Below are 23,863 nucleotides of genomic sequence, written 5' to 3'. Positions count from 1 at the left end.
GGATGAACCACTCGCATCCCACTCCCCCGCTCGATCCCGCGCCCGGCTACCGGATCTCGGACTGGGAGATCACCGACCTGATCGGCTCGGGCAGTTGGGGCAGTGTGTACGCGGCGGAGAAGGTCGTCGACGGTGCCGCGGGCGGCTCGGCCGTCGCCATCAAGCTCCTGCGCACCGACCTGCTGACCCCGGGACAGCGCGCGTCGATGGAGGAACTGGCCCGCAAGGAAGCACAGTTCAGTACGGAGGCGGACCACCCCCATCTCGTACGCACCCATGCGGTCGTGACCCTGAGGGATCCCGAGCGGCCCGAACTGGACGGCATGACCGCGCTGGTGATGGACCGTGCGGAGCGCAGCCTCCAGGACCTCCTGGCGGCCGGCGGGACCGGGCATCCGCTGCCGGAGGCCGAGCGGATCCTCAGCGGGGTGGCTTCCGGACTGGCACACATGCACACGCACGGCTGGATCCACGCGGACCTCAAGCCCGCGAACATCCTCCTCGGTCCCGAACGGGCCGTGTGGCTCGCGGACTTCGGGCTCACCGTGGAGCTGGAGGGCACGCACGCGTACGTTCCGCCGCTGGGGTCGCTCGACCACGTGCCCCCGGAGTGGTGGTCGGAGCGCACCGGCGTCCACGGCACGACCGTACGCAAGACGGCGGACATCTGGGCGTTCGGTGTGCTGGCACACCAGGTGCTGACCGGTGGGATGCATCCGTTCCCCGGCGGAACGGCCCGGGCTCGCTCGCTGGCGGCCCAGGCCTATGCCAACGGTTCGGCCCCGCTCCGCCTGGACGACTCCCTCGAACCGGAGTGGCGCAGACTGATCGGGGAGTGTCTGGCCCCCGATCACGCCTCCAGAGCGGCCCTGGACGCGGGTGAACTGTCGCGCCGGGTAGGGGCGTTGCACGCCGAACGTCTCCCCCGGCCCGTGTACCGGCGTCCGGCGGTCCTGCTCGCCGCCGGTCTCACCGCCTGTGCCGCCGTCGCCGGCACCTTAGTGGCCTTCGTACCCTCCGACGGCGGGGGCGCCCCGGAGAAGTCGAAGTCCTCGGCGACGGCGACCGCGCTCTCCGACACCGCGCTTCCCGGGGCCATCCCCGCCGATTCCGATGTGCCCGTCTCACTGCGGCGGATCATCACCGACGCCGCGAAGCGGTGCACGGACGAGGAGGTCACCCCCGCTCTGCTGGCCGCGATGCTCAAGGCCGAGAGCGGTTTCGACCCGAAGGCGTCCCGGCCCGCCACCGGCGAGCACGGCATCGCCATGTGGACGCCCGCGGTGTTCAAGGCATGGGCGGTGGACGGGGACCGCGACGGGGACAAGGACTACATGTCACCCGCCGACGCCATCGGCACGATGTCCGTGTTCACCTGCTGGCTCGACCAGCGCTTCAAGCAGAACGACCTCCGGGAGAACCTGCCCGGTCTGATCGCAGCCGGTTACCGCACGAGTGACCGGACCGTCATCGAGGCCGGTGGTGTGCCGAAGGCCGTACAGCCCTACGTGGACGAGGTCCTCGCCAATCTCAAGGAGTACACCGCCTGACACAGCAGGCCCCGGGGCCGCCCCTGACATGCGTCAGGAGCGGCCCCGGCCGTCCCCCGCATAGCGTCGGCGGATCACTCCGTCACCGTACGCAACAGGGGGCATCTGATCATGCGGTACTTCTCATCCCTCCGCAGCGGGCCGAGAGCGGTCGTCCGCAGCGGGCCGAAGGGGGCGCGGCGGGCACTGTTCTCGGCGGGCGCCCTGCTGCTCTGCCTGGCCACGGCGGGCACCACCGCGTCCGCCGCTCCGGCCGCACCGGGTGGCACGACGGCCGACGCCGGGGGCTCGGTGTCCCCCGCGACCGCCCAGGTCGAGGTCCCGGCCGATGTCACCGCCGGTGTCGCGGTCTACGACCGGCAGACAGGGACCTTCACCGAACAGCTGAACACGAGCATGCAGTTCCGCTCGGCATCCGTCGTCAAACTGCTGCTGGTGCTCGACTTCTTCCGGGACCGCGGTCCGAACTACACGATCCCGGCCGCGGACCGCGCCCTGCTGGAACCGATGCTCCGCAGCAGCCTCGACGACGCGGCCGACCACTACTGGGAGGTCAACGGCGGCACGGCGATCATCCAGCGCATGAAGAAGGACCTCGCGCTGGACGACACGGCCGGTCCGCCCGCCGGATACGAGGGCTTCTGGGGTTACACGGCCCTCTCGGCCCGCGACACGGTCAAGATCTACCGCTACATCCTGGAACAGGCCGCGGCGCCCGTACGGGAGTTCATCATGTCCAACCTGCGGCAGTCGACGCGCTGCGCCTCGGACTCCTTCGACCAGCACTTCGGCATCGCCGGGGCCTTCGACCGGCCCTGGGCCGTCAAGCAGGGCTGGTCGGGCGCGTTCGAGACGGGCACCTGCGGTCCGGACAGCGCGAGGAACGCGAAAGCGGCGTCGAAGTCCGCGGGCCGGGAGGCTGTGAGAGCGAAGTCGGCGGACGCACAGCACACGAAGGCCGCGGACGCGGTGAACCTGTCCCGGCCGGCCCTGCACACCACCGGCACGGTCGGCACGGGCGACCGGACCATCGTCGCCGTCCTCACCCTGCACCCGCTCGGCACCACCTACGGCCAGGCCTACACCGACCTCGGCAGGCTGACCCGCAGTCTCGACGTGCCCGGCGCGACCAGGCCGGCCGGAAAGTGGTACGGCACCTGGGGCGAGCGGGTGGCCGTCCGGGGGGCGGCCACCACCACGTCGGGCTCCAAGTCGCGTCTGCCCGCCGGTGTGGAGGTCCTGATCAGCTGCCAGAAGCAGGGCGAGACCGTCTCCGTACCGCCGTACACCAACAACTGGTGGGCGTATCTGCCCCAGTACGGCGGCTACATGTCCAACATCTATGTCAGTGCTCCGGACAACAAGCTGCCCGACGTGCCGGTCTGCACCTCCTGATGTTCGCCGGACCCGGAACAGCGCCTCGGTGATCGGCTCCGTGGGGGCACCGCTCAACGGCGGTGCCCCCACGGTTCGTTCGGCCGGCAGGACTTTGAACACTCACAGTACAAAGTATGGACATGCCAAGTGAAAGCCCCGTAGGTTGGCGGCGCACCGCAGCCACGTCAGAGAAGACCGGAACGCAATCCGGCACGGTCCGGTCCCGCTTCATGGAGGACCGTTGTCCCACCATCAGTTCCTGCGTGCCCGAAGACTTCTCACCTCTCTACTGACCGGGGCCGTTCTGACCGGCGGCCTCCTCGCCGCACCGGGATCCTCGGCCGCCACGAACGCCGCCGCGGCCATCCCGCCCCAGGAGCCCGGGGTCACCCTGCGCGTGTTCGACGTGCAGACGCCGCTGAGCAAGCTGTGCACCCTCAAGCCCGGCCAGACCCCCAACCACGACGCGCTCAAGTCGACGGTGGACTGGTCGACGACCGATGACTTCGGCGGCTTCTCCGACCGGTTCGTGTCGGAGGTGACCGGCTACCTGGTCGTGCCGAGCGACGGCACCTACGGCCTGCGCCTCACCAGCGACGACGGGTCCCGGCTGAGCATCGACGGCACCACCGTCATCGACCACGACGGACTCCACGGCGCGGAGCCGAAGGACACCTCCGTCCAGCTCACGGCGGGCTCGCACCCCCTGCGCATCGACCACTTCGAGCGGGACGGCGGACAGGAGCTGCGGCTGGCCTGGAAGCCGCCGGGCGCGAGCGACTTCACGACCGTGCCGCGCGAGGCGCTGAGCACGGACGCCGGGGTCGTACGGGTCACGGCCCCGGGACGCAAGGAGTGCGAGGCGAGCGGCGACACCCCCGGCGACGGCCTCCCGCTCACCGACGTACGCCCCGACCTCAAGCTCACCGATCTGCGCCCCGACGGTTTCGAACCGCAGGTCACCGGGATGGACTGGCTGCCCGACGGACGGCTGGCGATCAGCACCTGGGGCGGCTCCGACAACGTTGCCGGAGAGGTGTACCTGCTCGACAACGTGACCGGTGACACCAGCAAGGACAAGGTCACCGTCAAGAAGGTGGCGAGCGGGCTGCGGGAGCCCATGGGCATCAAGTACGTGGACGGCTCGCTGTACGTCTCGCAGAAGCACGAACTGACCCGGCTCGTCGACAAGAACCGCGACGACGTGGCCGACGAGCACCGCACCGTCGCGACGTGGCCGTACGGCAAGAACTTCCACGAGTTCGCCTTCGGACTCCTCTACCGCGACGGCTACTTCTACGTGAACCTGTCCGTCTCCATCAACCTGGGCGGCGCGACCACCGTTCCGCAGCCGGCGCCGGGCCGCGGCACCACGTACAAGGTCAGCAGGAAGACCGGGAAGATCAGTCCGATCGCGGGCGGACTGCGGACGCCGAACGGGATCGGCTGGGGTCCGAAGGGCGAGATCTTCGCGACGGACAACCAGGGCGGCTGGCTGCCCTCGTCGAAGCTCGTGCACGTCAAGCAGGGCCGCTTCTTCAACCACTACACCGAGCCGTCCGGCGCCTTCGACGCGGCCACTCCGACCGCGCCGGTGCTGTGGCTGCCGCAGAACGAGATCGCCAACTCGCCCTCCACACCGCTGTATGTGAAGAAGGGCCAGTTCAAGGGCCAGATGCTGATCGGCGACGTGACCTACGGCGGTCTGCAGCGCGCGTACCTGGAGAAGGTGAAGGGCCAGTACCAGGGTGCCGTGTTCCGCTACACGCAGGGCCTCGAAGCGGGTGTGAACCGCCTCAGTTACGGTCCCGACGGTTCGATCTACGCCGGTGGTCTGGGCGCGGACGGCAACTGGGGTCAGGAGGGCAAGCTCAAGTTCGGCCTGCAGAAGCTCACGCCGAACGGCGGCAACACCTTCGACGTCAAGACGATGCGTGCCGTACCCGGCGGCTTCGACCTGACGTACACCCAGCCGGTGTCGGCGAAGACGGCCGAGGAGCTGGCCAAGCACTACAAGGCCGAGCAGTGGCGGTACACCCCGACCAGCGACTACGGCGGCCCGAAGATCGCCGAAGAGGTGCTTCCCGTCCGGTCGGCCGAGCTGTCCAAGGACAAGCGCACCGTGAAGCTGCGGCTCGACGACCTGAAGCCCGGCCGGGTCGTGCACCTGCGCTCCCCGCGCCCCTTCACCTCCGAGTCCGGTGAGTCGCTGTGGAACACCGAGGCCTGGTACACGCTCAACGCCATGCCCGGCAAGCAGCCGCCCGCCGCCACCCTGTACGAGGCCGAGGAGGCCCGGCTCACCGGCACGGCCGGCATCGCCACGGACCACCCCGGCTACTCCGGCAGCGGGTTCGTCGCGCGGTACAACACGGAGGGCAAGGTCGCCACGACCTTCGACGTGCAGGTCAAGAAGTCGGGCACGTACGACGTCAACCTGCGCTATTCCAACGGCCCCAACCCGTTCCAGGGCACCAAGTCGCTCTCCCTGTACGCCAACGGGAAGAAGCTGCGGCAGGTGAAGCTCGCCTCCACCAGTGACTGGAACTCCTGGTCCACGCAGACCGAACAGGTGGAGCTGCGCAAGGGCGACAACACCATCTCGTACCGCTTCGAGGCCGGGGACACCGGTCATGTCAACCTCGACCTGATCACCGTCCGGCCCAAGGGAGCGTCCCCCGCCCTCTTCGACGGGACCGCGGCCTCGCAGTCGCAGTGGCAGCACACGGACGGACGGCGGCTGGAGTGGCCGCTCGCGGACGAGGGGTCCATGGAGGTGTGCTGCGGTGACATCCGGACCATCGACGCGTACCAGGACTTCAAGCTGCACGCCGAGTTCCGGGTTCCGCTGCTGCCCGACGACGTCACCGGGCAGAACCGCGGGAACAGCGGCATCTTCATCCAGGACCGCTACGAGCTGCAGATCCTCGACTCCTACGGTGACACCACATTGGACACCAACGAGGCCGGGGCCATCTATCTGAAGAAGGCGCCCGACGTCAACGCGGCCAAGGCGCCCGAGACCTGGCAGACGTACGACATCGTGTTCCGTGCCGCCCGCTACGACGACAGCGGCAAGAAGACCGCGGACGCCCGGCTGACCGTGGTGTGGAACGGCCAGAAGGTGCACGACGACATCACCCTCGACAGCCCCACTGCCTCGGGCCGGGCCGAGACGCCGTCGACGGGGGCGATCAGGCTGCAGGACCACGGCAACAAGGTCCGGTTCCGCAACATCACACTGGAGCCGCTCACATGACCTGAAGTGGTGCGCAGTGACGTGAACTGATCCGAGGCCGGGCCCGGTCGACACCGGGCCCGGCTCTCGCATGTGGGGTCTGCCGGGGGTCGGCGGTAGTGCCTGCGGTACCTCGGGGCGGGCAGCGTATGGGTTCGTGGAGCCCCCTGTCCGCGCGGGAATCTAGGGGCATGACGCGAAGCAAGGCAGTAATCATTCCCTCGGTCCTCCTCTCCCTCGGCGCCATGGCGGTCGCCACTCCCGCCCTCGCGGACGCGGTGAAGGGCTCGCCGGCGCCGGCTCCGGTCTCGGCGTCGACCACCACGACCGCGTCCCGGTCCGCGGCCTCCGGGCAGAGCCTGGAGAGTGTGGTCGACGCCATCGAGCGCAGTGCCCGCACCCTGAAGAGCACCGATCCCGAGGGCAGTCTGCGGGACCTCGACGCGCTGGGCCGGATGGTCGGGGACGCCGATGTGGTGGGCCTGGGCGAAGCCACCCACGGTTCGCAGGACTTCTTCCGGATGAAGCACCGGGTCTTCCGCTACCTGGTCGAGAAGAAGGGCTTCCGGACGTTCTCCCTGGAGCTGGCCTGGAGCAGTGGTGTGCGGGTCAACGAGTATGTGCTGCACGGCAACGGCGAGTTGAAGGACATAGCGCGCGAGGAGTTCCTGGGCGCGTACCGGATCTGGAACAACCAGGACTACATCGACCTCATCGAGTGGATGCGCGACTACAACCGCAGCCACCCGAAGGATCCGGTGCAGTTCATGGGCAACGACATGGGCTACGCGGGACCGGAGTCGTACGAGCGGGTGACGGACTACGTGGCCCGCGAACACCCGCGACTGCTGGAGCAGGTCACCGAGCTCTACCGCGGGCTGGCTCCGACCACCGATGCGGGCACCTACAGCGAGCAGTACCTCCAACTGCCGCTCACCGAGCGCGCGGAGCGGTCGGAGCGGACGCGGAAGGTGTACGAGCTGCTGCGGGATCAGCGGCCTGCGCGCGGCGACCGGCAGGCGCACCTGTGGGCCGTGCAGCACGCCCGGGCCATCCACCAGATGGCCAAGGGGTACTCCCTCGACATCACCGACGATACCGAGGTCACGAAGATGATGAGGATGCGCGACGAGGTGATGGCCGAAAACGTGGCGTGGTGGCGCAAGCACACCGGCGACAAGATCCTGCTGTCGGCGCACAACACCCATGTGTCCTACGACTCGTTCGACGAGCGGTATCCCAAGACCCAAGGGGCCTTCCTGCACGACGCGTTGGGCAAGGACTACGTCAGCATCGGCTTCAGCTTCCACCAGGGCGCGTTCGCGGCGTTCGGCGCCGACGACAACGTGATGCGGACCTATCGGGTGGGGGCGGCTCCGGCGGGCTCCAACGAGGACACCCTGGACAAGGTCCGCCAGGAGGACTACATCCTCGACATGCGTACGGCTCCGAACGCCGCCCGCGCCTGGCTGGCGAAGCCGCGTGTCACGTACAACATCGGCGCGGGCTGGCCCGACCCGATGACGTACAAGATCGGCCTCGGCAAGGCGCACAACATCCTCATTCATCTGAACGAGGTGGAGGCCACCAAGTACCTGGGCACTCCCTGACCCTCGGACGGGACCGCTTGAAAGCCCGGATCTCCCGGAACTCCCTCTCTAGTGTCGCCAGAAACTAGCTATGTATTGCCGTCACACCCCTTGTAGGCCTTTAAGTGTCGACAGTACCGTGCAGTCGAACCTCGCCTGCAGGCCTTCTCCATGGGTTCGCCCGCCGACCGCCACCTTCGCCGTTCGCCGCGCCGGTGACGGTCGGCCATGCCCGAATGCACTGGAAGACAAGGGAGTTCACAGTGGTACGCAGAAGCAGTCCAGGTGCGGACCGGCCGGCCGGAGCGTCCGTGCTGGACCAGGACGTCACCTACCGGGCCCGCCCCCGCGCTCTCCTCGTGGCGATCGCCGGACTCGCGGTCACCCCCGCGCTGACCACCCCGGCCTCGGCACATTCCAACAGGCACACCACGGCGCACTCCGTGAAGGGCGGCAGGACCCTCGTCGTCGGCTCCGGGGAGACCCTGGAACTCACCGCGACCACCACGGTGAGCCGGCTCGTCATCGAGGAGGGCGGGGTCGTCGCCGCCCCGGAAGGGTACCGCCTCACCCTCACCGTCAACGGCGTGGAGACGGGCGCGAAGCTGAGCGAACTGACCGACGGATACGGCGGGTTGGCCACCGCTGTCGCCGCCGGCACCTACCGCGGCAAGGTGGTCCTGGACGTCGCCGCGGCCAACGACGTCCCCTTCAGCGACCTCAGCTTCCCGATCCGGCAGGCGCTCTACGTCGACTCCGCCGGTGTCGACGAGACCAAGTCCGTGCCCTCCAACGTACGCGGCGGCACCGTCACCGACACCGCCGCGCGCGACATCACCCTGCTGTCCAACGGCGAGTCGTACAACGGCGTGTACGTCACGGGCGGCGGCTCCTACACCCTGACCAGGCCGCGGATCGCCTTCGACGGCAACGGCCGCTGCGACTTCATCGGGTACGGCGCCTCCGTCGTCGGCACCGGAGAGGGCACCAACCTCGTCGTCGACGGGGCCGTCATCAAGAACGAGGGCGTGGTGCGCACCGCGGTCATCGCCGACGCCACCGCCAACGTCGTCGTCAAGAACTCCACACTCCACTGCGCCGACGGCAGTCACGTACCCGACGAGTATCCGGCGACCGGGACCGGCGACACCCGGTACATGATCACCGTGCCGTGGATGCTGGGCCTGTCGGGCAACGTCCGCACCACCAACCTGCTCGGCGCGAGCACCCGGGCGTCATACGTCAACTCCTCGATCACATCAGAGAAATGGGGTGCCCTGTCCGTCGACGGCGGCAGCAAGTGCACCCTCACCGCGATCAACAGCCATATCGGCAACACCAAGGGCCAGGGCTACGGTTCCTACGCCATCGGCAGCGTCACCGAACACTTCCTCGGCTGCACCTTCGACGTCGGCGACTACGCCCTCATCCACTGGGGCGCCTCGGCCCACTACGGCGACAGCACCAAGGAAGCCGTCGCTGCACTCAACGACTCCCTGCACATCGGCCTCACCGAAGCCGAGTTGAGGAACCTCCCGGTCCGCCCGACCGTCATCGAGGCGGGCCGCTTCATGGTTCTCTGGTACGCGGCCGGCTCGGTGACCGTCGACGGCGGCACCCGGGTCACCACGGGCAAGTCCACCTTCATGTGCAAGGCCGTCGCGGCCAGGGTCAGCGTCGACGGCTCCGAGGGTGCCACCCTCGACCCGGGCAACGGTGTCATCTTCCAGCTGATGGACACCGACCGGCCCAGCAGTGTCGCGGTCACGGGCAAGCCCTGGAAGACCGAGATGACCGGCACCTACACGGAGCCCACCGGCTCCCCCGCCAAGTCGTCGACCTGGGTCACCACCAGCGCCCAGGCCACCGACGCGACCGCCTCCTTCACCGACATCAAGCTGAGCGGCGACTTCTACAACGCGGTCCGGGGCGGCGGCAACGCGGGTCTCCAGGGGCAGAACCTGGTCCTGCACTTCACCCGTACCACCCTCAAGGGCGTCATCTCCGCCACCACCACGAAGCACCGGGTCCCCACCCTCACCATCGCCGAGTACCGGGAGATCAGCGAGGTCACCAACACCGTGTCCCCGGTCGTCAACAACGGTGTCGTGGTGACCCTCGGCAGCGGCTCCAGCTGGACGGTGACCGGCACCTCGTATCTGAGCGCGCTGACCCTGGCCGCCGACGCGACCGTCAAGGCCCCGCGGGGCAGGACCGTCACGCTCACGGTCGACGGCACACCCACCGCCATCGAGGCGGGCCACTCCTACACAGGGGCCCTCACGCTGACGGTGGCGTGAGCCGGACGTGAACCGGCCCCCGGGGTGGCGGTACATCCCGGGGGCCGGAGTGCGTCGTACCGCTCCTGTCAGCGTCGGCCGTGCTTCCCAAGGGCGTGTTTCTTCAGGAACGTGACCAGGAGGCGGTTCCAGGCGGCGGGCTGCTCCCAGTGCGGGTTGTGCCCTGCCTCGTCGACCACATGGGTCCGCGCTCTGCGAAGGTGCAGGGCGTTGAGACGCATGAGGGACGGCGGGCTGTACAGGTCGCCGTCCCCGGTGATCAGCTGGACCGGGAGTGTCAGTGTTTCCAGTACCGCCCAGGTGATGGTGTGCGCGAGGGACTGCGCGAAGGCGTCGGCGGTCCGGGCGCGGGCGTTGATGGCCAGCCAGGCCGCCACTCCGTCCAGGTCACCGCCGCGATAGGAGGGCCCCAGTTCCTTGACGGCAACGGGCAGGTCCCCGAACGGGTCCGGCTGGAGCGCCTCGGTCAGTTCCAGATACGCGGCGTCCTGTACGCCCATGATGCTGCCGGAGACGGTCAGGCTGAGCAGCCGGTCCTCGTGCGCGAGGGCGTAGTCGATCGCCAACGGGCCCCCGGCGGCCGAGCCGGAGAGATGGAACCGGTCGAGTCCGAGTTGGTCGGCGAGCGTGTCGAGGTCCCCGGACGCGGTGTCGGCCTCCGCCTTGGTGCCGGCGACGGAACGGTACGCGCCCCGCCGGGAGTAGCCGATGACACGGTGACCTGCGGCGGCCAGGACGGGCTGCTGGTACGGCCAGCTCTCCCCGCTGCCGGAGCCGGGGTGCAGCAGCACGACCGGTTCGCCGCTTCCGCCGGTGTCCCAGCACCACAGACTGCCGCCGCCGGCCACGGGCACCTGGTACTCGGTGACGGGCCGCTGGGCGGGTACCGGCACCGGCCGCCAGGGAAGGCCTGAACCGGTGGTGGCACGGGCGGTTCCCGCGACCGCGCCGGTCGTCGTCAGCGCGGCGAGGGCGGCTCCGCCGACCACGGCCCGCCTGCTGAGGCCCGGGACGGACGATGGAATCCTGCTGTCGTTCTCCACTCTTCTCCTCCTATGCATTCCCTTTGCGCTTCCTCACAGGTGTCGACAGGGGGTACCTGATCGCCGCCGGGACTGATCTCCTCATGCGGTAGTGTCGACACCGTTGAGCCACCTTTGAAGATCTCTGGACCCGAAACAGGGGGACACGGCGCATGTCGGATCAGGACACGCACCTGGTGCTGGAGCGACTGCTGCGGCTACGGGACCGACGGGAACCACTGGTGGCGCAGATCGCCGAGTGGGTCGGCGCCGGCATCATCGAGGGCCGGCTCCAGCCGGGCCAGGACCTCAACAGCGTCGAGCTGTCCCGCCGGTTCGACACCAGCCGCACCCCGGTGCGCGAGGCCCTCATGCTGCTCGAACAGGAGGGCCTGGTCGAGATGAAGGCCCGGCGCCGCCCCCGGGTCGCCGCCCCCTCCCTCACGGACATCAAGGACATCTACCAAGTACGCCGTCAGCTGCTGTCGATGCTGGCGGGACTGCTGGTCCAGCGGGCCACCGACGCCGAGCTGACCGAGCTGCGCACCCGGGTGGAGGCGATGCGCGAACTCGCCGACGCCGCCGACGTGGACGCGTACTTCTGGAGTCATGTGCTGCTCCAGGAGCGGATGACCGAGATCGTGGGCAACACCACCCTCAAGCAGATCCTCGACTCGCTCGCCCTGCGGACCCTGATGCTGCGGCACCTGAGCCTGACCCGTCCCGGCCGTCTGGCCTACAGCGTGGACGACCAGGAACGGCTCATCCAGGCCTGCGAGGAACGGGACGGGGAACTCGCCTCGGCGCTGATCGCCGGTGCGACCGTGCGGGCGCTGCGGGCCGTGGAGGAACAGATCGAGCAGGACACCCCGGGCAGCGGCAAGGCAGCCCGCAAACGCCGCTCGGCCGACTGACACCCGGCCTGACCTGCCCCTCCTGACCCGCCCCTCCCTGACCTCCGCGACCTGCTCGGCCGCTCACTTGGCGAGCACTCCGCCGTCCACGGGGAAGTTCCCGCCCGTCACCCAGGTCGACTCGTCGGAGCACAGATAGACGGCGCACCAGGCGATGTCATCGGGCCTGCCCACCCGGCCCAGCGGGATACGGGCCAGCAGTGCCTGCTGGGCCGCGCCCTCGTGCGCGCCGGCCGACTCGGTGGCGGGGGTGCGGACCATGCCCGGCGAGATGGTGTTGGCCCGGATGCCCAAGGGGCCACCCTCCACGGCGAGTTGACGGGTCAGCCCGAGCACGGCGGCCTTGCCGGCGCAGTGGGCGACCATCCCGAAGGTGCCACTGCCCCGGAAGGCGTTGACCGAGGCGAAGTTGACGATCGAACCGCCCCCGGACGCCTCCAGGTGCGGCCAGGCGGCCTGCACGGGCAGGAAGACGACATCGACCTCGCCCCGCATGGTCGGCGTCCACTGTGTGTCGAAGTCCATGTCGGCCGCGGTCGCCATGTGCGGAGCGATGGCACCGGCGGTGACCAGGGCATCCACGCGGCCGTGCAGTGCGAACGCCTCGTCGGCGAACCGCCGGGCGTCGGCCGGGTCGGTCATGTCCAGCGGGGCGAACACCTCGACGGCCAGACCACGGTCGGCGGCGAGCTTGCGGGTGCGCTCGGCGGCGGCCGGGTCCACGTCGCAGCCGACCACGGTGGCGCCCTGCTCCGCGAAGAGCAGCGCGCATCCCTGACCGATACCGGCACCTGCGCCGGTGACGAGGGCGACCTTGCCGTGCAGCCGACCGGTACCTGGCTCTGCCGTGGGCCCGGAACGGGGAGCGGTCACGTTGTCCTCCTGGGAACGACGTAGGGATCGGGTTGCGGGGACGGAGCCGTCGGCAGCTCCACCTCCAGCGCGACCAGAAAACGGGAGACCATGCTGTACGCGGCTGCCGTGACGGTCAGTTCGACCAGTTCGGTTGGGCCGAAGTGCGGGCGCAGGGCGTCGAAGACGTGGGCGGGTACATGGACGTCACGGGTCATGGCGTCGGTGTAGGCGACGACCCGGCGCCGCCGTTCGTCGAGGTCGGGATGGGTGGCGGCGTCCTCGGCACGGAGTGCGTCGAGGTGCCGGTCGTCGAGTCCGGCGGCACGTGCGTCGCCTTCGTGGGCGGCCCATTCGTAAGGGGCCCGGTTGAGGACGGCAATGCGCAGGACGATGAGTTCACGGATGTCGGCGGGCAGGGTCATACGTTGCCGGACCGCGCCCAGCAGACTGTTCCAGCCGTCCGCCACCTGCGGACTGTGGAGCAGCATCCGGTCCAGTGGGCGCAGTGTGCCACCGCGCCGCTCGCGGATGCGCTCCGCGATGTCACCGGCTCCGTCGGTACCCGGGAGTCGAGCCACGGGCCGTTCCCTTCTGAGATCCCCAGGTCGGTCCGCGCGTGCTCACCCGGGTGGGGCGGGCCGGCGCAGGACGTCCTGGCGCACGGTGTCGCCGAAGAACAGGGCGGGTGAGGTGTCGGGTCCGGTGAACCGGGGCCAGTGATGCAGGTCCGGGTCGCCCCGAGGACCGGTACGGCCCGGATCACCCGTGGCGACGAAGCGTGCCCAGGTGTCGGCCATCAGCGCGGCCAGTCGCCGGTCGGTGTCCTGCCAGGGCCAGTCGGGCCGCCGATCGAGGTTGTCGAGGACGTAGGGAAGTTCGGCCGTGTGGTAAGCGCCCAGGTCGGGAAGGTCGGACTGCTCGGCCAGGCCGGGCGGCAGCGGAGGCCGCCGCTCGAACCGGTACATCCAGGTCGGCGTACCCGTCGCGGCGTGCGATCGCGCCCACTGCCAGACGGGTCCCACGAACCGTGCGTCGCCCACGGCCCCGGTGTCCTGGTCCGCGGAGGCGTACACCGTGCCCTCGTCGCGGTTGGTGCCCACCAGGAGCGGGACCCGGTGCTGGCGGCCCGTGTCGAAGACGTCGTCGGTCGGTTCGGTGAGGATCCTGCCGTCGACGACGGGTCCGAAGTGACCGCGCACGATGAGTTCCACTCCGGAGACGCGGCGCAGCCCGTCGATGTCCCGGCCGCCGAACTCCTCCGCGTAGGCCAGTCCCCGCTTCTGTGCCTCGCCCTGTCCGGGCAGCGGGCCCTCCGCCCGGCCCACGCCCGAGGCGCTCTGGCCCAGGGCCGCCCGGAAGTGGGGACGGGCCGCCGGTGCGGCCATCAGGTGGCAGATGTGGGCGGCGCCCGCGGAGTTGCCCGCGAGGGTGACCCGGTCGGGGTCGCCGCCGAAGGCCGCGATGTGTGTACGGACCCAGGTGAGGGCGGCGGCGATGTCGAGGAGGCCGTAGTTGCCGGAGGCGTCGAGGTCGTCCTCGGCGGCCAGGCCCGGGTGGGAGAGGAAACCGAGGGCGCCGAGCCGGTGGTTGAGGGTGACGACCACCAGACCTCGGCCGGCCAGGGCGCGGCCGTCGTGGATGTCCTGGGAGCCGTGGCCGTAGCGGTTGCCGCCGCCGTGGATCCACACCATGACAGGGAGGCCCGTGCCCGGCGCCGGATCGGGTGTCCACACATTGAGGTACAGGCAGTCCTCGCTCATCACCAGCGCGCGCCGGTCGGCGAAGTTGGTGCGGTACATGACCGAGTCGCTCGGCGGCTGCGGTTGCAGCGGCGCCGGACCGAACTGCTCGGCCCCGCGCTCGCCGTCCCAGTGGGCGGCGGGCCGAGGTGGCCGCCAGCGTAGGTCGCCCACCGGGGGTTCGGCGAAGGGGATGCCCCGGAAGACGGCGACCTGGCCGTCCCACTCCCCCACCAGCCGCCCGGCGCCGGTGCGCGCCCGGGGAGCGCCGGCGCCTCCGGCCGGAATCCGGGAGGCGACGCTCACACCCCGGCCAGTCACGCCGGTGCCTTGTACAGCGAGCCGTTCTTCATGATCGCCAGGAGGCGGTCGCGGTCCTGGAGGATGCTGATGTCGTCCAATGGGTCGCCGTCGACGAGGACCAGGTCGGCGAGGAATCCCTCCCGGATCAGGCCCAGTTCGTCGCCCATGCCCATCACCTGGCCGCCGTACTCGGTGGCCGCGCGCAGTGCCTCGGCCGGGGTGAAGCCGAACCAGTCGACGAAGAGCTGCAGGTCTCGGGCGTTGCGGCCGACCGGGTTCCAGGCGAAGCCGTAGTCGCCGCCCGGGACGACACGGATGCCGCGCCGGACGAGTTCGGGGACGACCTCCCGGACCGCCTTCTGCGTGACCTCGACCTCCATGCCGGGCTCGGGCTCGCTGTCGGCCTCGTGCAGGTTGGCGTGAATGATGCCGGGGGTCGGCGCCACGAACAGCCGGTCGCGCGCGGCCTCCAGCAGGTCGAGGGCTTCCTCGTCGGCGAAGGTGCAGTGGTAGACCGCGCGGATGCCGTGGCGTACGGCCATCTTGATCGACTCGGCCGCGTGGGCGTGGGCCGTCAGCCAGACGCCGCGCTCACGGGCCACCGCCGCTGCCGCCGCGACCTCCTCCTCGGTGAACTGCACGATCCGTGAGGTGCCCTGCACCACCGCGCTCTCGCCCGACAGCGACAGCTTGACGATGTCGACACCCAGGTCCGCCATCTCCCCGACGAAGCGGCTCACCGACTCGGGGTCGGAGGCCCGGCCGTCGATGCCCGGGAAGTCGTACACCCCCGGTTCGACCATGCCTGCGGTGCCTTCCCAGGAGGCCGCCTTGAAGCGTGGTCCCGGCATCCAGCCCTCGTCGAACGCCTTGCGGGCGGCCGTCTCGGTACGCGGCAGACGGTTGCCGCCGGAGTACGCGCTGGTGAAGCCCTGGTCCAGCAGGACACGGCCCGCGTGGGCCACCAGCAGGGCCTTCTCCTCGTCGGGCTCGTCACGGCGGCGGGAGCGGTGCTCGACGGTGGAGCCGAAACCGAGGTGGGTGTGGGAGTCGACCAGGCCGGGGATCAGGGTGCCCCCTCCGCCGTCCACGATCCGCGCCCCCGCCAGGCCGCCGGCCGGGATCCGGGAGGCGACGGCGGTGATGCGCTCGCCCTCGACGAGGACCTCGGCGGGGAAGGGATCACGTCCCGTTCCGTCGAAGACCCGGACTCCGGTGAAGACAGTCCGGTCACCGGTCCGGTCGCTGGTCTTGTCACCGGTCCTGGCGCTGGTCCTGACGCTCGGCCTGCCGTCGCTCATCGTGCGCTCCTGAAGGTGTGCCGCATCTCGCCCAGGTCTCCGATTCTGCTGACGAGGGTGTCATCGGTCCCTATGAAGCGCTGGGGTGTACGCCGGTTGCCGACTCCCGCCGGGGTCCCGGTGAAGATCAGGTCGCCCGGGCGCAGCGGGCAGATCGCGCTGAGGTGGGCGACCAGCCGTGGCACCGGGAAGATCATGTTCGAGGTGCGGTCGTGCTGGACGGTCTCCCCATTGAGTTCGCAGGTCAGTTCCAGGTCGTCGCGGTCGGCCGGTTCGTCGACACTGACCAGTGCGGGTCCCACCGGGCCGAAGCCGGGGAAGGACTTGCCGAGCGAGAACTGGGCCGGGCGGCCCGCGAGTTGGACGATCCTCTCGGACAGGTCCTGCCCCACGGTGAGTGCGACGACCGGGTCCCAGCCGTCCTCCTCCGGCACCCGGTAGGCATCGCGGCCGATCACGGCGACCATCTCCAGTTCCCAGTCGACATGACCGGGCGGCAGGTCGATGGTGTCGTACGGGCCGGTCAGGCAACTGGGGAACTTGGTGAAGACCAGCGGCTCGGCCGGCTCCTCGTACCCCGCCTCCGCCGTGTGCGGGCGGTAGTTGAGGGCGACGGCGAAGATCTGACGCGGCTCGGGGACGGGTGCGCGCAGGTCCGACTCCTTGTACGGGACGGCCGTCGCCGGGTCGACGCCGGCGGACCAGCGCAGCAGGGCGTCCCACTGACCGAAGACGGCGGCCGGGTCGGTGTCGAAGCCGCCGGCAGACACGTCCACGGCACCGCTGCCGTCACCGCCGTCGCCACCGTCGGTCAACAGGGCGAGGCGGCCAGCGAGGTTGGCGATCCGCATGGCCTCACACCCACTGTTCCGCGGGCGGCTCGGACGTGCCGTACGCGTCCTGCCAGGAGACGACACGGTTGCGCAGCACGCCCAGACGCTCGATCTCGGCCTCGACGACATCGCCGGGCTTCAGGTAGTTGGCGAAGGGGTCCTCGGTGCTCGCCGCGACTCCGGCGATGGTGCCGGTGGTGATGAGGTCGCCCGCGCTGTAGGTCTGCGGGGAGTGATAGGCGACCAGTTGAGGGATCGACACCGACATACGGGAGGTGTTCGACTTCTGCCGTACGTCACCGTTGACGCGCAGTTCCATGTCCAGGTCGTGCGGGTCGTCGATCTCGTCGGCGGTCACGATGTACGGGCCGATCGGGCAGAAGGTGTCGATGGCCTTGGAGAAGGAGAAGACACCTGACTCCATCTCCTTGCGCTGGATGTCGCGCGCGGTGATGTCGTTGAAGACCAGGTAGCCGCCGATGTGCTCGACGGCCTGTTCGGCGGTGAAGAACTTGCCGGGTTTGCCGATGATCACGGCGAGTTCGAGCTCGTAGTCCACCTCCCGGGTCAGGTTCGCCGGGTACACGATCGGCTCGTCGTGGCCGATGATCGCGTCCACGTTCTGGAAGAACACGATGCCCTTGTTGACCGGGTGCGACCAGTCGACCCGTACCAGGTCCTCGTGGTGCTCGCGGAAGTTGCCGGCCGTATGGAAGAACTTCTTGGGCACGATCGGCGCGCGCAGCCGGACGTCGGCGAGTGGATACGTCCGCCCGGTCTCGGCGACCTGGCCGTCGCGCTCGAAGAACACCCGGGTCGACGGAACGTCGAGCTCGATCACCGTGTCGCCGTCCAGGCGGCCCACGAGTCCGTCGTCGAACGTCACCAGTTTCATCTGACCTCCTCGTAACTGTCGACACTCAGCCTCCATGATTCCGGTATTCACGTCAACAGTGGCGTCAAGTGTGGACACATTGAACGAAGGTCGATTACGGTCCGCAGCATGAAGACGACGTGGAACTTCACCGGCACACGCGCGCTCGTGGCCGGTGCGGGCGGCATCGGCTCCGCCGTGATCGAGGCCCTGGCGGACGCGGGCGCGGACGTGGTCGTGCTGGACCGGGACGCCGGACAACTGGCCCAGGTCACACGCACGGGCGGTACAGGCAGTACGGGTGGCGGGGGTGGTGTGGTCAGTACCGGCGGGACGGGCAGTTCACACGGCGCCGGCGGTACCGTGCGCGGCCTGAGTGTGGATCTCACCTCCGCCGACGCCTGCCACGACGCGGTCACGGACGCCGTCGGACTCCTGGGCGGACTCGACGTGTTCGTGCACGCCGTCGGCACCAACGACCGCCGTCCCGTCCTGGAGACACCCGACGAGGTCTGGGAACGCCTCGTCGCCATCAACCTCAGCAGCGGCTTCTGGCTGGGCCGGGCCGTGGGCAACGTCATGGTCCCCGGCGGCTACGGCCGCGTCGTCTACCTGTCCTCCGTGTCGGGGCTGCTCGCCCATCGCGACCACGCGCCGTACGCGGCGACCAAGGGCGGCATCAACCAACTCATGCGGGTCATGGCCCGGGAATGGGCGCCCCACGGTGTCACCGTCAACGCGGTCGCCCCCGGCTACACCGAGACCGACCTGACCCGCGCCTACCTCGCCACACCGGGCACGCGCGCGTCGATGGAGGCCCTGGTGCCCGCCGGACGGCTCGGCCGCCCCGAGGATCTGGTCGGTCCCACCCTGTTCCTCTCCTCCGCCGAGGCCGCTTTCATCACCGGACAGGTGCTGTACGCGGACGGCGGCCGGACCCTCGTCTGACGCACAGGTCACCCGACCGCCCGCCGTACCCGTCTAGCCGCGTCCCGACCCGCCGCCCGACCCTCCCGACACCCCAAGGAGCCGTCATGACCAACTCGCAGCGATTCACCGACAAGACCGTGCTCGTCACCGGCGCCGGCACCGGATTCGGTGCCGAGATCGCCGTCCGGGCCGCCCAGGAGGGTGCCGATGTCGCGATCCACTACCGCAGTTCGCGGGCGGGCGCGGCGGCCACCGCCGAGCGCGTGACCGCGCTGGGCCGCAAGGCCGTCGTCGTCCAGGCCGACATAGCCGAGCACAAGCAGATCAGGCGCATGGCGGACGAGGTGTGGGAGGCGTTCGGCCGGCTCGACGTGGCGGTCAACAACGTCGGAGACGTGGCCCGCGAGCAGATGTCCTGGCGCGACCTCACCGAGGAGTCCGTCGACCATGTCCTCGCGGTCGACATCAAGGGCACGCTCCTGTGCACGCACGAGTTCGGCGCACGGATGCTGGAGCAGGAGGGGGGCGGTTCGATCGTCAACATCGGGTCGACGGTGGTGGCGCGGGGCAGTGCGCGGGCGCCTCAGTACGCCGCCGCGAAGTACGGGATCATCGGGCTGACGAAGTCGTACGCGCACGCCTTCGCCCCTGCCGTCAGGGTCAACGTCTTCGCGCCCGGGTTCATCGAGACGCCCGCGACGCTGGGCCGCGAGGACTGGAAGAACGGGCGCGGGGAGCAGCTGCGCAAGGCGACTCCGATGGGGCGCATCCCCGGCCCGGAGGAGCTGGCGGGGGCCGCGCTGTTCCTGGCCACGGAGGACGCGCACCACATCACCGGCGGTTTCCTGATCGCCGACGGCGGTTACAACATGATCGGCGCGTGACGGGAGGACGGCGCTCCTTCACCGAAGGCCGCCGCCATCCCGCCACGGTTCACCGGTCGCGGTCGGCTACGCCACCGTGCGGATCAGCTTCTTGTTGACGAACTCCTCGATGCCCGGACGGCCCAGTTCGCGTCCGAAGCCCGAGCGCTTGATGCCGCCGAAGGGCAGTTCGGCCCCCTCGGCGCCGACACCGTTGACGAAGACCATGCCGGCCTCGATCCGGTCGGCGACCCGCGCGGCCTGGGCCGGGTCGGTGGTGAAGACGTAGGAGCCGAGACCGTAAGGGGTGTCGTTGGCGATGCGGACGGCGTCGTCCTCGTCGGTGGCGGCGAAGACCATGGCGACCGGGCCGAACAGTTCCTGGCGGGCGGCGGTGTCCTCGGTGGTGAGTCCGGTGAGGACACCCGCCGGGAAGTGGGCCCCGTCGCGCCGGCCGGTGCTGTGCAGGGTCGCGCCCTCGGCGACGGCCGCGTCGACCTGGCGGGCGAGGTTCTCGGCGGCGGCCACGGACGACAGGGGCGCGCCCGTCTCCCCGGCGAGGAGCCGTGCGCTGAACTTGTCGACGAACTGCTCGTACAGGCCCTCGACGACCACGAAACGCTTGGCCGCGTTGCAGGCCTGGCCGGTGTTGTCGAGGCGGGCGGCGACGGCGGAGTCGACGACGGCGTCGAGGTCGTCGGTGGACAGGACGACGAACGGGTCGGAGCCGCCGAGTTCGAGGACGACCTTCTTCAGGTGGCGGCCGGCGATCTCGGCGACGGCGGAGCCCGCCCGCTCGGAGCCCGTGAGCGAGACACCCTGGACGCGCGGGTCGGCGATCACGTCGGCGATCTGCTCGTTGGTGGCGTACACGTTGACGTACGCCCCGGCCGGGAAGCCCGCCTCGGCGAACAGCTTCTCCAGCAGGGCGGCGGTGGCGGGGCACTGCGGGGCGTGCTTGAGGACGATGGTGTTGCCGATCGCCAGGTTCGGGGCGGCGAAGCGGGCGACCTGATAGGCGGGGAAGTTCCACGGCATGATGCCGAGCAGGACACCCACCGGGCTGCGCCGGATGACGGCACTGCCCTCTCCGGACGTCACGTCGAGCGGTTCGTCGGCGAGGAACGCCTCGGCGTGGTCGGCGTAGTAGTGGTAGATCTCGGTGCAGAAGCCGACCTCGCCCTCCGCCTCGGCGAGGGGCTTGCCCATCTCACGCACGATGCTCGCGGCCAGTTCGTCCTGGTGTTCCGCGTGCAGGTCACCGAGCCTGCGCAGCAGGGCGGCCCGCTCGGTGACCGTACTGGAACGGCCCCATGCGGCAGCGGCGTGGGCGGTGTCGACAGCAGCCGCGACCTGGGAGTCGGTGGCGGTCGGGTAGGTCTCGACGACCTCTGCGGTGGCCGGGTCGGTGACGGCGTACATGCGATCTCCAGGTGCTGCGTGGTGATGGTCGGGCGGGGGTACGGGGCTGCGGCCGGCCCGCGTGTCACGGGCCGGGCCGTACCGTCATGGTTCGAGGATCGTCCGCACTCCGGTGTTGGACCGGAGGTCGTCGAACGCGAGCGGTGCCTCCTTCAGCGGGCGGATCTTCCCGACCAGGTCGTCCAGCGGCAGGCGGCCGGCGAGGTACAGACGGGCCAGCTTGGGGATGTCCAGCTCGCCGACACTGGAACCATAGTTGCAGCCAAGGATACGTTTTCCCTGGTCGGCGAGGTCGAAGAGGTCGAACGAGCCGGTCGCGCCGGTGGCCGCCATACCGACGAGGACGGCCGCGCCGCCGGAGGTGAGCATGGCCGGAAGCGTCTCGACGACCTTCGGGCTGCCGATCGCCTCGAAGGCGTAGTCCACTCCCCCGAGCTGTTCCTGGCACCAGGCGGCCACGTCGTCGCGCGCCCCGTCGAGGGTGTGCGTGGCGCCGAACTTCCGTGCCGCTTCGAGGCGTTCGGGCGAGAGGTCGACGGCGATGATCGGGTCGGCGCCGACCAGGGCGAGGCCCATCACCACGGAGAGACCCACTCCGCCGGTGCCGATGACGACCGCGGACTCACCGGGCCGTACGCCCGCGGTGTTGACGACCGCGCCGATCCCGGTGGTGATGGAACAGCCGAGCAACGCGCCGATACCGAAGGGCAGTTCCTCGGGGACCTTCACCGCGGCCGTCTCCGGGACGACCAGCCGGTCGGTGAAGGCGCCGAGGCCCAGGTAGGGCCAGACCGCCTCGCCGGCGGCGTCGGTGAAGGGGGTCGTGCCGTCGGGGAGGGTGTTGGCGACGGCCTTGGTGCCGGTGCACAGCCAGCCCTGACCGGCCACGCACTTGCGACAGCGGCGGCACGGCGCGAACCAGGACAGCACCACATGGTCGCCGGGCCGCACGGAGGTGACCCCGGGGCCGACCCCGGTGACCACGCCCGCGGCCTCGTGCCCGAGGACGAGCGGGCGGTCGGTGGGCCAGTCCCCGGACACGATGTGCAGGTCCGAGTGGCACACACCGGCGGCGCGTACCTCGATCTCGACCTCGCCGGGACCGGCGGGACGCAGGGTCACCTCGCGCGTGCCGAGGCCTGCCTCGGGGTCGAAGACGATGGCGGTGGAGGACTCGGCTGGGGAGGACTTCGACGGCATCAGGACGCCTTCACTTCTTCTGCGGTCGGGCCGTCCGTGGCCGGACGCGGGGCGAGCTTGGTGTGGGGCTTGGCGACCACGACGTACACGAGGCCGATGACGAAGAGGGCGGAGAAGACCAGGATCACGGCCCAGACCTGCATCCAGCTGCCGCCGACGGGGGCGAGTTCGGTGCGCGGCCAGGCGATGTTGACCGCTTCGAACAGCAGCCACAGGACGGCGAGCACGTTGACGACGAGCCCGGTGCGGCCGAGTCGCAGTTGGCCCGCGGCGGGGTTCCAGCGTCCGCCGAGCCGGGCCACGAGGGCCACGACCGCGACCGCCAGGAAGACGAAGTAGAAGCCGCCGGAGCCGAACGCGATCAGGGTGGCCGCCGCGTTGCCGTTCAGGCCCAGCAGCAGGCCGAGCCCGGCGAGGACGGCGGTCACGATGAGCGAGACGTACGGGATCTGGCGGGGGCCGACGGTCGCGAGCGTCGTGGAGAAGGGCAGCTGGCGGTCGCGGGCGAAGGCGTACACGGCGCGGCCGATGTAGGTCTGGATGGAGATGGCGCACGCGAAGAACGCGATCAGGACGACGACGATGAACGGCTTCTCGCTCCAGCCGCCGAGGCCCTGGGTCACGGCCTCGAAGACGGGGTCGACGATCGCGCCGGAGACGGCGTCCTCGGGGCGGCGCAGCGCGAGCGTCACGGCGAGGCCGGTCAGCAGGACCGTGAAGGCGACGAAGAGGTAGGCGCGCAGCAGGGCACGCGGCACGCTGCGGCGGGGCTGTTCGGTCTCCTCGGCCACCTGCGTGGTCGCGTCGAAGCCGAGGAAGGCCCAGCCGGCGACCGCGAGGCAGGTCAGCAGTCCGGCCGTGACGGAGCCGCCGGAGACGTCCTGCGCGCCCAGGGTCTCGAAGAGGATGCCGAAGCCGTTGTGTCGTACGAAGAGCAGGAGGATCAGGCTCACGGCGATGGAGGCGACGCCCTCGGCGATGATGCCGGCGTTCAGGAAGTGCTTCACGGGGTTGACCCCGAGGAGGTTGATGCCGAGCGCGACGGCGACGAAGACCACGCCGAGGAGCACGTGCAGGGCGGGCGAGGGGACGCCGTCACCGGCCAGCATGTACAGCCAGGTCGCTCCCAGGTAGGCCACGGTCGTCAGTGAGGCGACGGCCGAGGCGAGGTAGATCCAGCCCACCAGCCAGCCCAGGCGTGGACCGCCCAGTCTGCGCACCCACTGGTAGACGCCTCCCGTGATCGGGAACTGGGAGGACAGCTCGGCGTAGACCACGGCGACCAGCAGCTGGCCGAGGAAGGCGACGACGACCGCCCAGATCCAGGTGGGTCCCGCGAAGACGAAGCCCAGCTGCACGACGGCGTAGATGCCGACCACGGGCGAGATCGTCGCGAACCCGATCGCGAAGACGGCCCACGCGGACAGGGTCCGTTTCAGCTCCTGCTGATAGCCGTATTCGGCGAGTTCACCGGCATCGGTGCGGGTGTCGTCCACGTTCGTCTCCTGACGCTTCCTGACAGTGATGCGCGTGCGGGCGGCCGTCCGGCCTTC

18 protein-coding genes are annotated in these 23,863 nt (G+C 70.0%); 8 read left to right on the top strand and 10 right to left on the bottom strand.

Annotation, left to right across the window (positions count from 1 at the left end):
* The first annotated feature begins 2 nt into the window (after window positions 1–2).
* The 5 genes from ACZ60E_RS02420 to ACZ60E_RS02400 all read left to right on the top strand — a co-directional run bounded on the left by ACZ60E_RS02420 (window position 3) and on the right by ACZ60E_RS02400 (window position 10,054).
* A complete protein-coding gene (locus ACZ60E_RS02420) occupies window positions 3–1,550 on the top strand; it encodes a protein kinase domain-containing protein (RefSeq protein ID WP_469437222.1) in 1,548 nt (515 codons plus the stop codon).
* Window positions 1,551–1,661: 111 nt separating this feature from the next.
* A complete protein-coding gene (locus ACZ60E_RS02415) occupies window positions 1,662–2,945 on the top strand; it encodes a hypothetical protein (RefSeq protein ID WP_469437220.1) in 1,284 nt (427 codons plus the stop codon).
* Between the two features lie 223 nt (window positions 2,946–3,168).
* On the top strand, window positions 3,169–6,186 hold the full coding sequence (locus ACZ60E_RS02410; RefSeq protein WP_469437217.1) for a 3-keto-alpha-glucoside-1,2-lyase-like domain-containing protein: 3,018 nt from the start codon (window positions 3,169–3,171) through the stop codon (window positions 6,184–6,186).
* Window positions 6,187–6,356: 170 nt separating this feature from the next.
* Window positions 6,357–7,775: an erythromycin esterase family protein gene (locus ACZ60E_RS02405; RefSeq protein WP_469437215.1), complete on the top strand. Its 1,419-nt coding sequence runs from the start codon at window positions 6,357–6,359 to the stop codon at window positions 7,773–7,775.
* Window positions 7,776–8,065: 290 nt separating this feature from the next.
* A complete protein-coding gene (locus ACZ60E_RS02400; RefSeq protein ID WP_469437213.1) occupies window positions 8,066–10,054 on the top strand; it encodes a hypothetical protein in 1,989 nt (662 codons plus the stop codon).
* A 68-nt stretch (window positions 10,055–10,122) separates the two neighbouring features.
* Here ACZ60E_RS02400 and ACZ60E_RS02395 read toward each other — a convergent pair whose 3' ends face one another.
* Entirely contained in the window at window positions 10,123–11,097 is a 975-nt protein-coding gene (locus tag ACZ60E_RS02395; RefSeq protein ID WP_469437211.1) for an alpha/beta fold hydrolase, read from the bottom strand.
* Window positions 11,098–11,249: 152 nt separating this feature from the next.
* Between ACZ60E_RS02395 and ACZ60E_RS02390 the strand changes: the two genes are divergently transcribed.
* A complete protein-coding gene (locus ACZ60E_RS02390; protein WP_107014712.1) occupies window positions 11,250–11,990 on the top strand; it encodes a GntR family transcriptional regulator in 741 nt (246 codons plus the stop codon).
* Between the two features lie 63 nt (window positions 11,991–12,053).
* On the opposite strand, the gene ACZ60E_RS02385 is transcribed toward ACZ60E_RS02390, so the two are convergent.
* Genes ACZ60E_RS02385 through ACZ60E_RS02360 form a run of 6 tightly spaced genes read right to left on the bottom strand, consistent with a single transcriptional unit; the run spans window position 12,054 to window position 17,916 of the window.
* Window positions 12,054–12,863, bottom strand: a complete 810-nt coding sequence (locus ACZ60E_RS02385; RefSeq protein WP_469437208.1) for an SDR family NAD(P)-dependent oxidoreductase — start codon at window positions 12,861–12,863, stop codon at window positions 12,054–12,056.
* On the bottom strand, window positions 12,860–13,423 hold the full coding sequence (locus ACZ60E_RS02380; RefSeq protein ID WP_469437206.1) for a carboxymuconolactone decarboxylase family protein: 564 nt from the start codon (window positions 13,421–13,423) through the stop codon (window positions 12,860–12,862). Before ACZ60E_RS02380 ends, ACZ60E_RS02385 begins: the two co-directional genes overlap by 4 nt.
* A gap of 42 nt (window positions 13,424–13,465) precedes the next feature.
* Complete coding sequence (locus ACZ60E_RS02375) at window positions 13,466–14,905, bottom strand: carboxylesterase/lipase family protein (protein ID WP_469437204.1); 1,440 nt, start codon at window positions 14,903–14,905, stop codon at window positions 13,466–13,468.
* Window positions 14,902–16,188 carry an amidohydrolase family protein gene (locus ACZ60E_RS02370; protein WP_469437202.1) on the bottom strand — a complete coding sequence of 429 codons (1,287 nt, stop codon included), beginning with the start codon at window positions 16,186–16,188 and terminating at the stop codon, window positions 14,902–14,904. The genes ACZ60E_RS02375 and ACZ60E_RS02370 overlap by 4 nt, the downstream gene beginning before the upstream one ends.
* On the bottom strand, window positions 16,185–17,039 hold the full coding sequence (locus ACZ60E_RS02365) for a fumarylacetoacetate hydrolase family protein (RefSeq protein WP_469437200.1): 855 nt from the start codon (window positions 17,037–17,039) through the stop codon (window positions 16,185–16,187). Before ACZ60E_RS02365 ends, ACZ60E_RS02370 begins: the two co-directional genes overlap by 4 nt.
* A gap of 4 nt (window positions 17,040–17,043) precedes the next feature.
* Window positions 17,044–17,916: a fumarylacetoacetate hydrolase family protein gene (locus ACZ60E_RS02360; RefSeq protein WP_469437198.1), complete on the bottom strand. Its 873-nt coding sequence runs from the start codon at window positions 17,914–17,916 to the stop codon at window positions 17,044–17,046.
* 108 nt (window positions 17,917–18,024) lie between these two features.
* Here ACZ60E_RS02360 and ACZ60E_RS02355 point away from each other — a divergent pair, with 108 nt between their 5' ends.
* Window positions 18,025–18,843 carry an SDR family NAD(P)-dependent oxidoreductase gene (locus tag ACZ60E_RS02355; RefSeq protein ID WP_469437196.1) on the top strand — a complete coding sequence of 273 codons (819 nt, stop codon included), beginning with the start codon at window positions 18,025–18,027 and terminating at the stop codon, window positions 18,841–18,843.
* Between the two features lie 86 nt (window positions 18,844–18,929).
* Window positions 18,930–19,709: an SDR family NAD(P)-dependent oxidoreductase gene (locus ACZ60E_RS02350; protein ID WP_469437194.1), complete on the top strand. Its 780-nt coding sequence runs from the start codon at window positions 18,930–18,932 to the stop codon at window positions 19,707–19,709.
* 66 nt (window positions 19,710–19,775) lie between these two features.
* Here the strand turns inward: ACZ60E_RS02350 and ACZ60E_RS02345 are convergent, their stop codons facing one another.
* The 3 genes from ACZ60E_RS02345 to ACZ60E_RS02335 form a co-directional block, all read right to left on the bottom strand.
* Window positions 19,776–21,110, bottom strand: a complete 1,335-nt coding sequence (locus ACZ60E_RS02345) for an NAD-dependent succinate-semialdehyde dehydrogenase (RefSeq protein WP_469437192.1) — start codon at window positions 21,108–21,110, stop codon at window positions 19,776–19,778.
* 84 nt (window positions 21,111–21,194) lie between these two features.
* On the bottom strand, window positions 21,195–22,310 hold the full coding sequence (locus tag ACZ60E_RS02340; RefSeq protein ID WP_469437190.1) for an alcohol dehydrogenase catalytic domain-containing protein: 1,116 nt from the start codon (window positions 22,308–22,310) through the stop codon (window positions 21,195–21,197).
* Window positions 22,310–23,806 carry an APC family permease gene (locus ACZ60E_RS02335; protein WP_469437188.1) on the bottom strand — a complete coding sequence of 499 codons (1,497 nt, stop codon included), beginning with the start codon at window positions 23,804–23,806 and terminating at the stop codon, window positions 22,310–22,312. The genes ACZ60E_RS02340 and ACZ60E_RS02335 overlap by 1 nt, the downstream gene beginning before the upstream one ends.
* Window positions 23,807–23,863 lie beyond the last annotated feature (57 nt).

The sequence above is a fragment of the Streptomyces sp. NPDC102514 genome (assembly GCF_055584525.1).
The sequence above is the reverse complement of the archived record's forward strand: the minus strand, read 5'-3'. Positions and strand labels throughout refer to the sequence as shown.

Coding starts and splice junctions, on each gene's coding strand:
- ACZ60E_RS02390 (WP_107014712.1), top strand. CDS start 11,250: ATGTCGGATCAGGACACGCACCTGGTGCTGGAGCGACTGCTGCGGCTA.
- ACZ60E_RS02415 (WP_469437220.1), top strand. CDS start 1,662: ATGCGGTACTTCTCATCCCTCCGCAGCGGGCCGAGAGCGGTCGTCCGC.
- ACZ60E_RS02345 (WP_469437192.1), bottom strand. CDS start 21,110: ATGTACGCCGTCACCGACCCGGCCACCGCAGAGGTCGTCGAGACCTAC.
- ACZ60E_RS02340 (WP_469437190.1), bottom strand. CDS start 22,310: ATGCCGTCGAAGTCCTCCCCAGCCGAGTCCTCCACCGCCATCGTCTTC.
- ACZ60E_RS02355 (WP_469437196.1), top strand. CDS start 18,025: ATGAAGACGACGTGGAACTTCACCGGCACACGCGCGCTCGTGGCCGGT.
- ACZ60E_RS02370 (WP_469437202.1), bottom strand. CDS start 16,188: ATGAGCGACGGCAGGCCGAGCGTCAGGACCAGCGCCAGGACCGGTGAC.
- ACZ60E_RS02350 (WP_469437194.1), top strand. CDS start 18,930: ATGACCAACTCGCAGCGATTCACCGACAAGACCGTGCTCGTCACCGGC.
- ACZ60E_RS02420 (WP_469437222.1), top strand. CDS start 3: ATGAACCACTCGCATCCCACTCCCCCGCTCGATCCCGCGCCCGGCTAC.
- ACZ60E_RS02365 (WP_469437200.1), bottom strand. CDS start 17,039: ATGCGGATCGCCAACCTCGCTGGCCGCCTCGCCCTGTTGACCGACGGT.
- ACZ60E_RS02405 (WP_469437215.1), top strand. CDS start 6,357: ATGACGCGAAGCAAGGCAGTAATCATTCCCTCGGTCCTCCTCTCCCTC.
- ACZ60E_RS02360 (WP_469437198.1), bottom strand. CDS start 17,916: ATGAAACTGGTGACGTTCGACGACGGACTCGTGGGCCGCCTGGACGGC.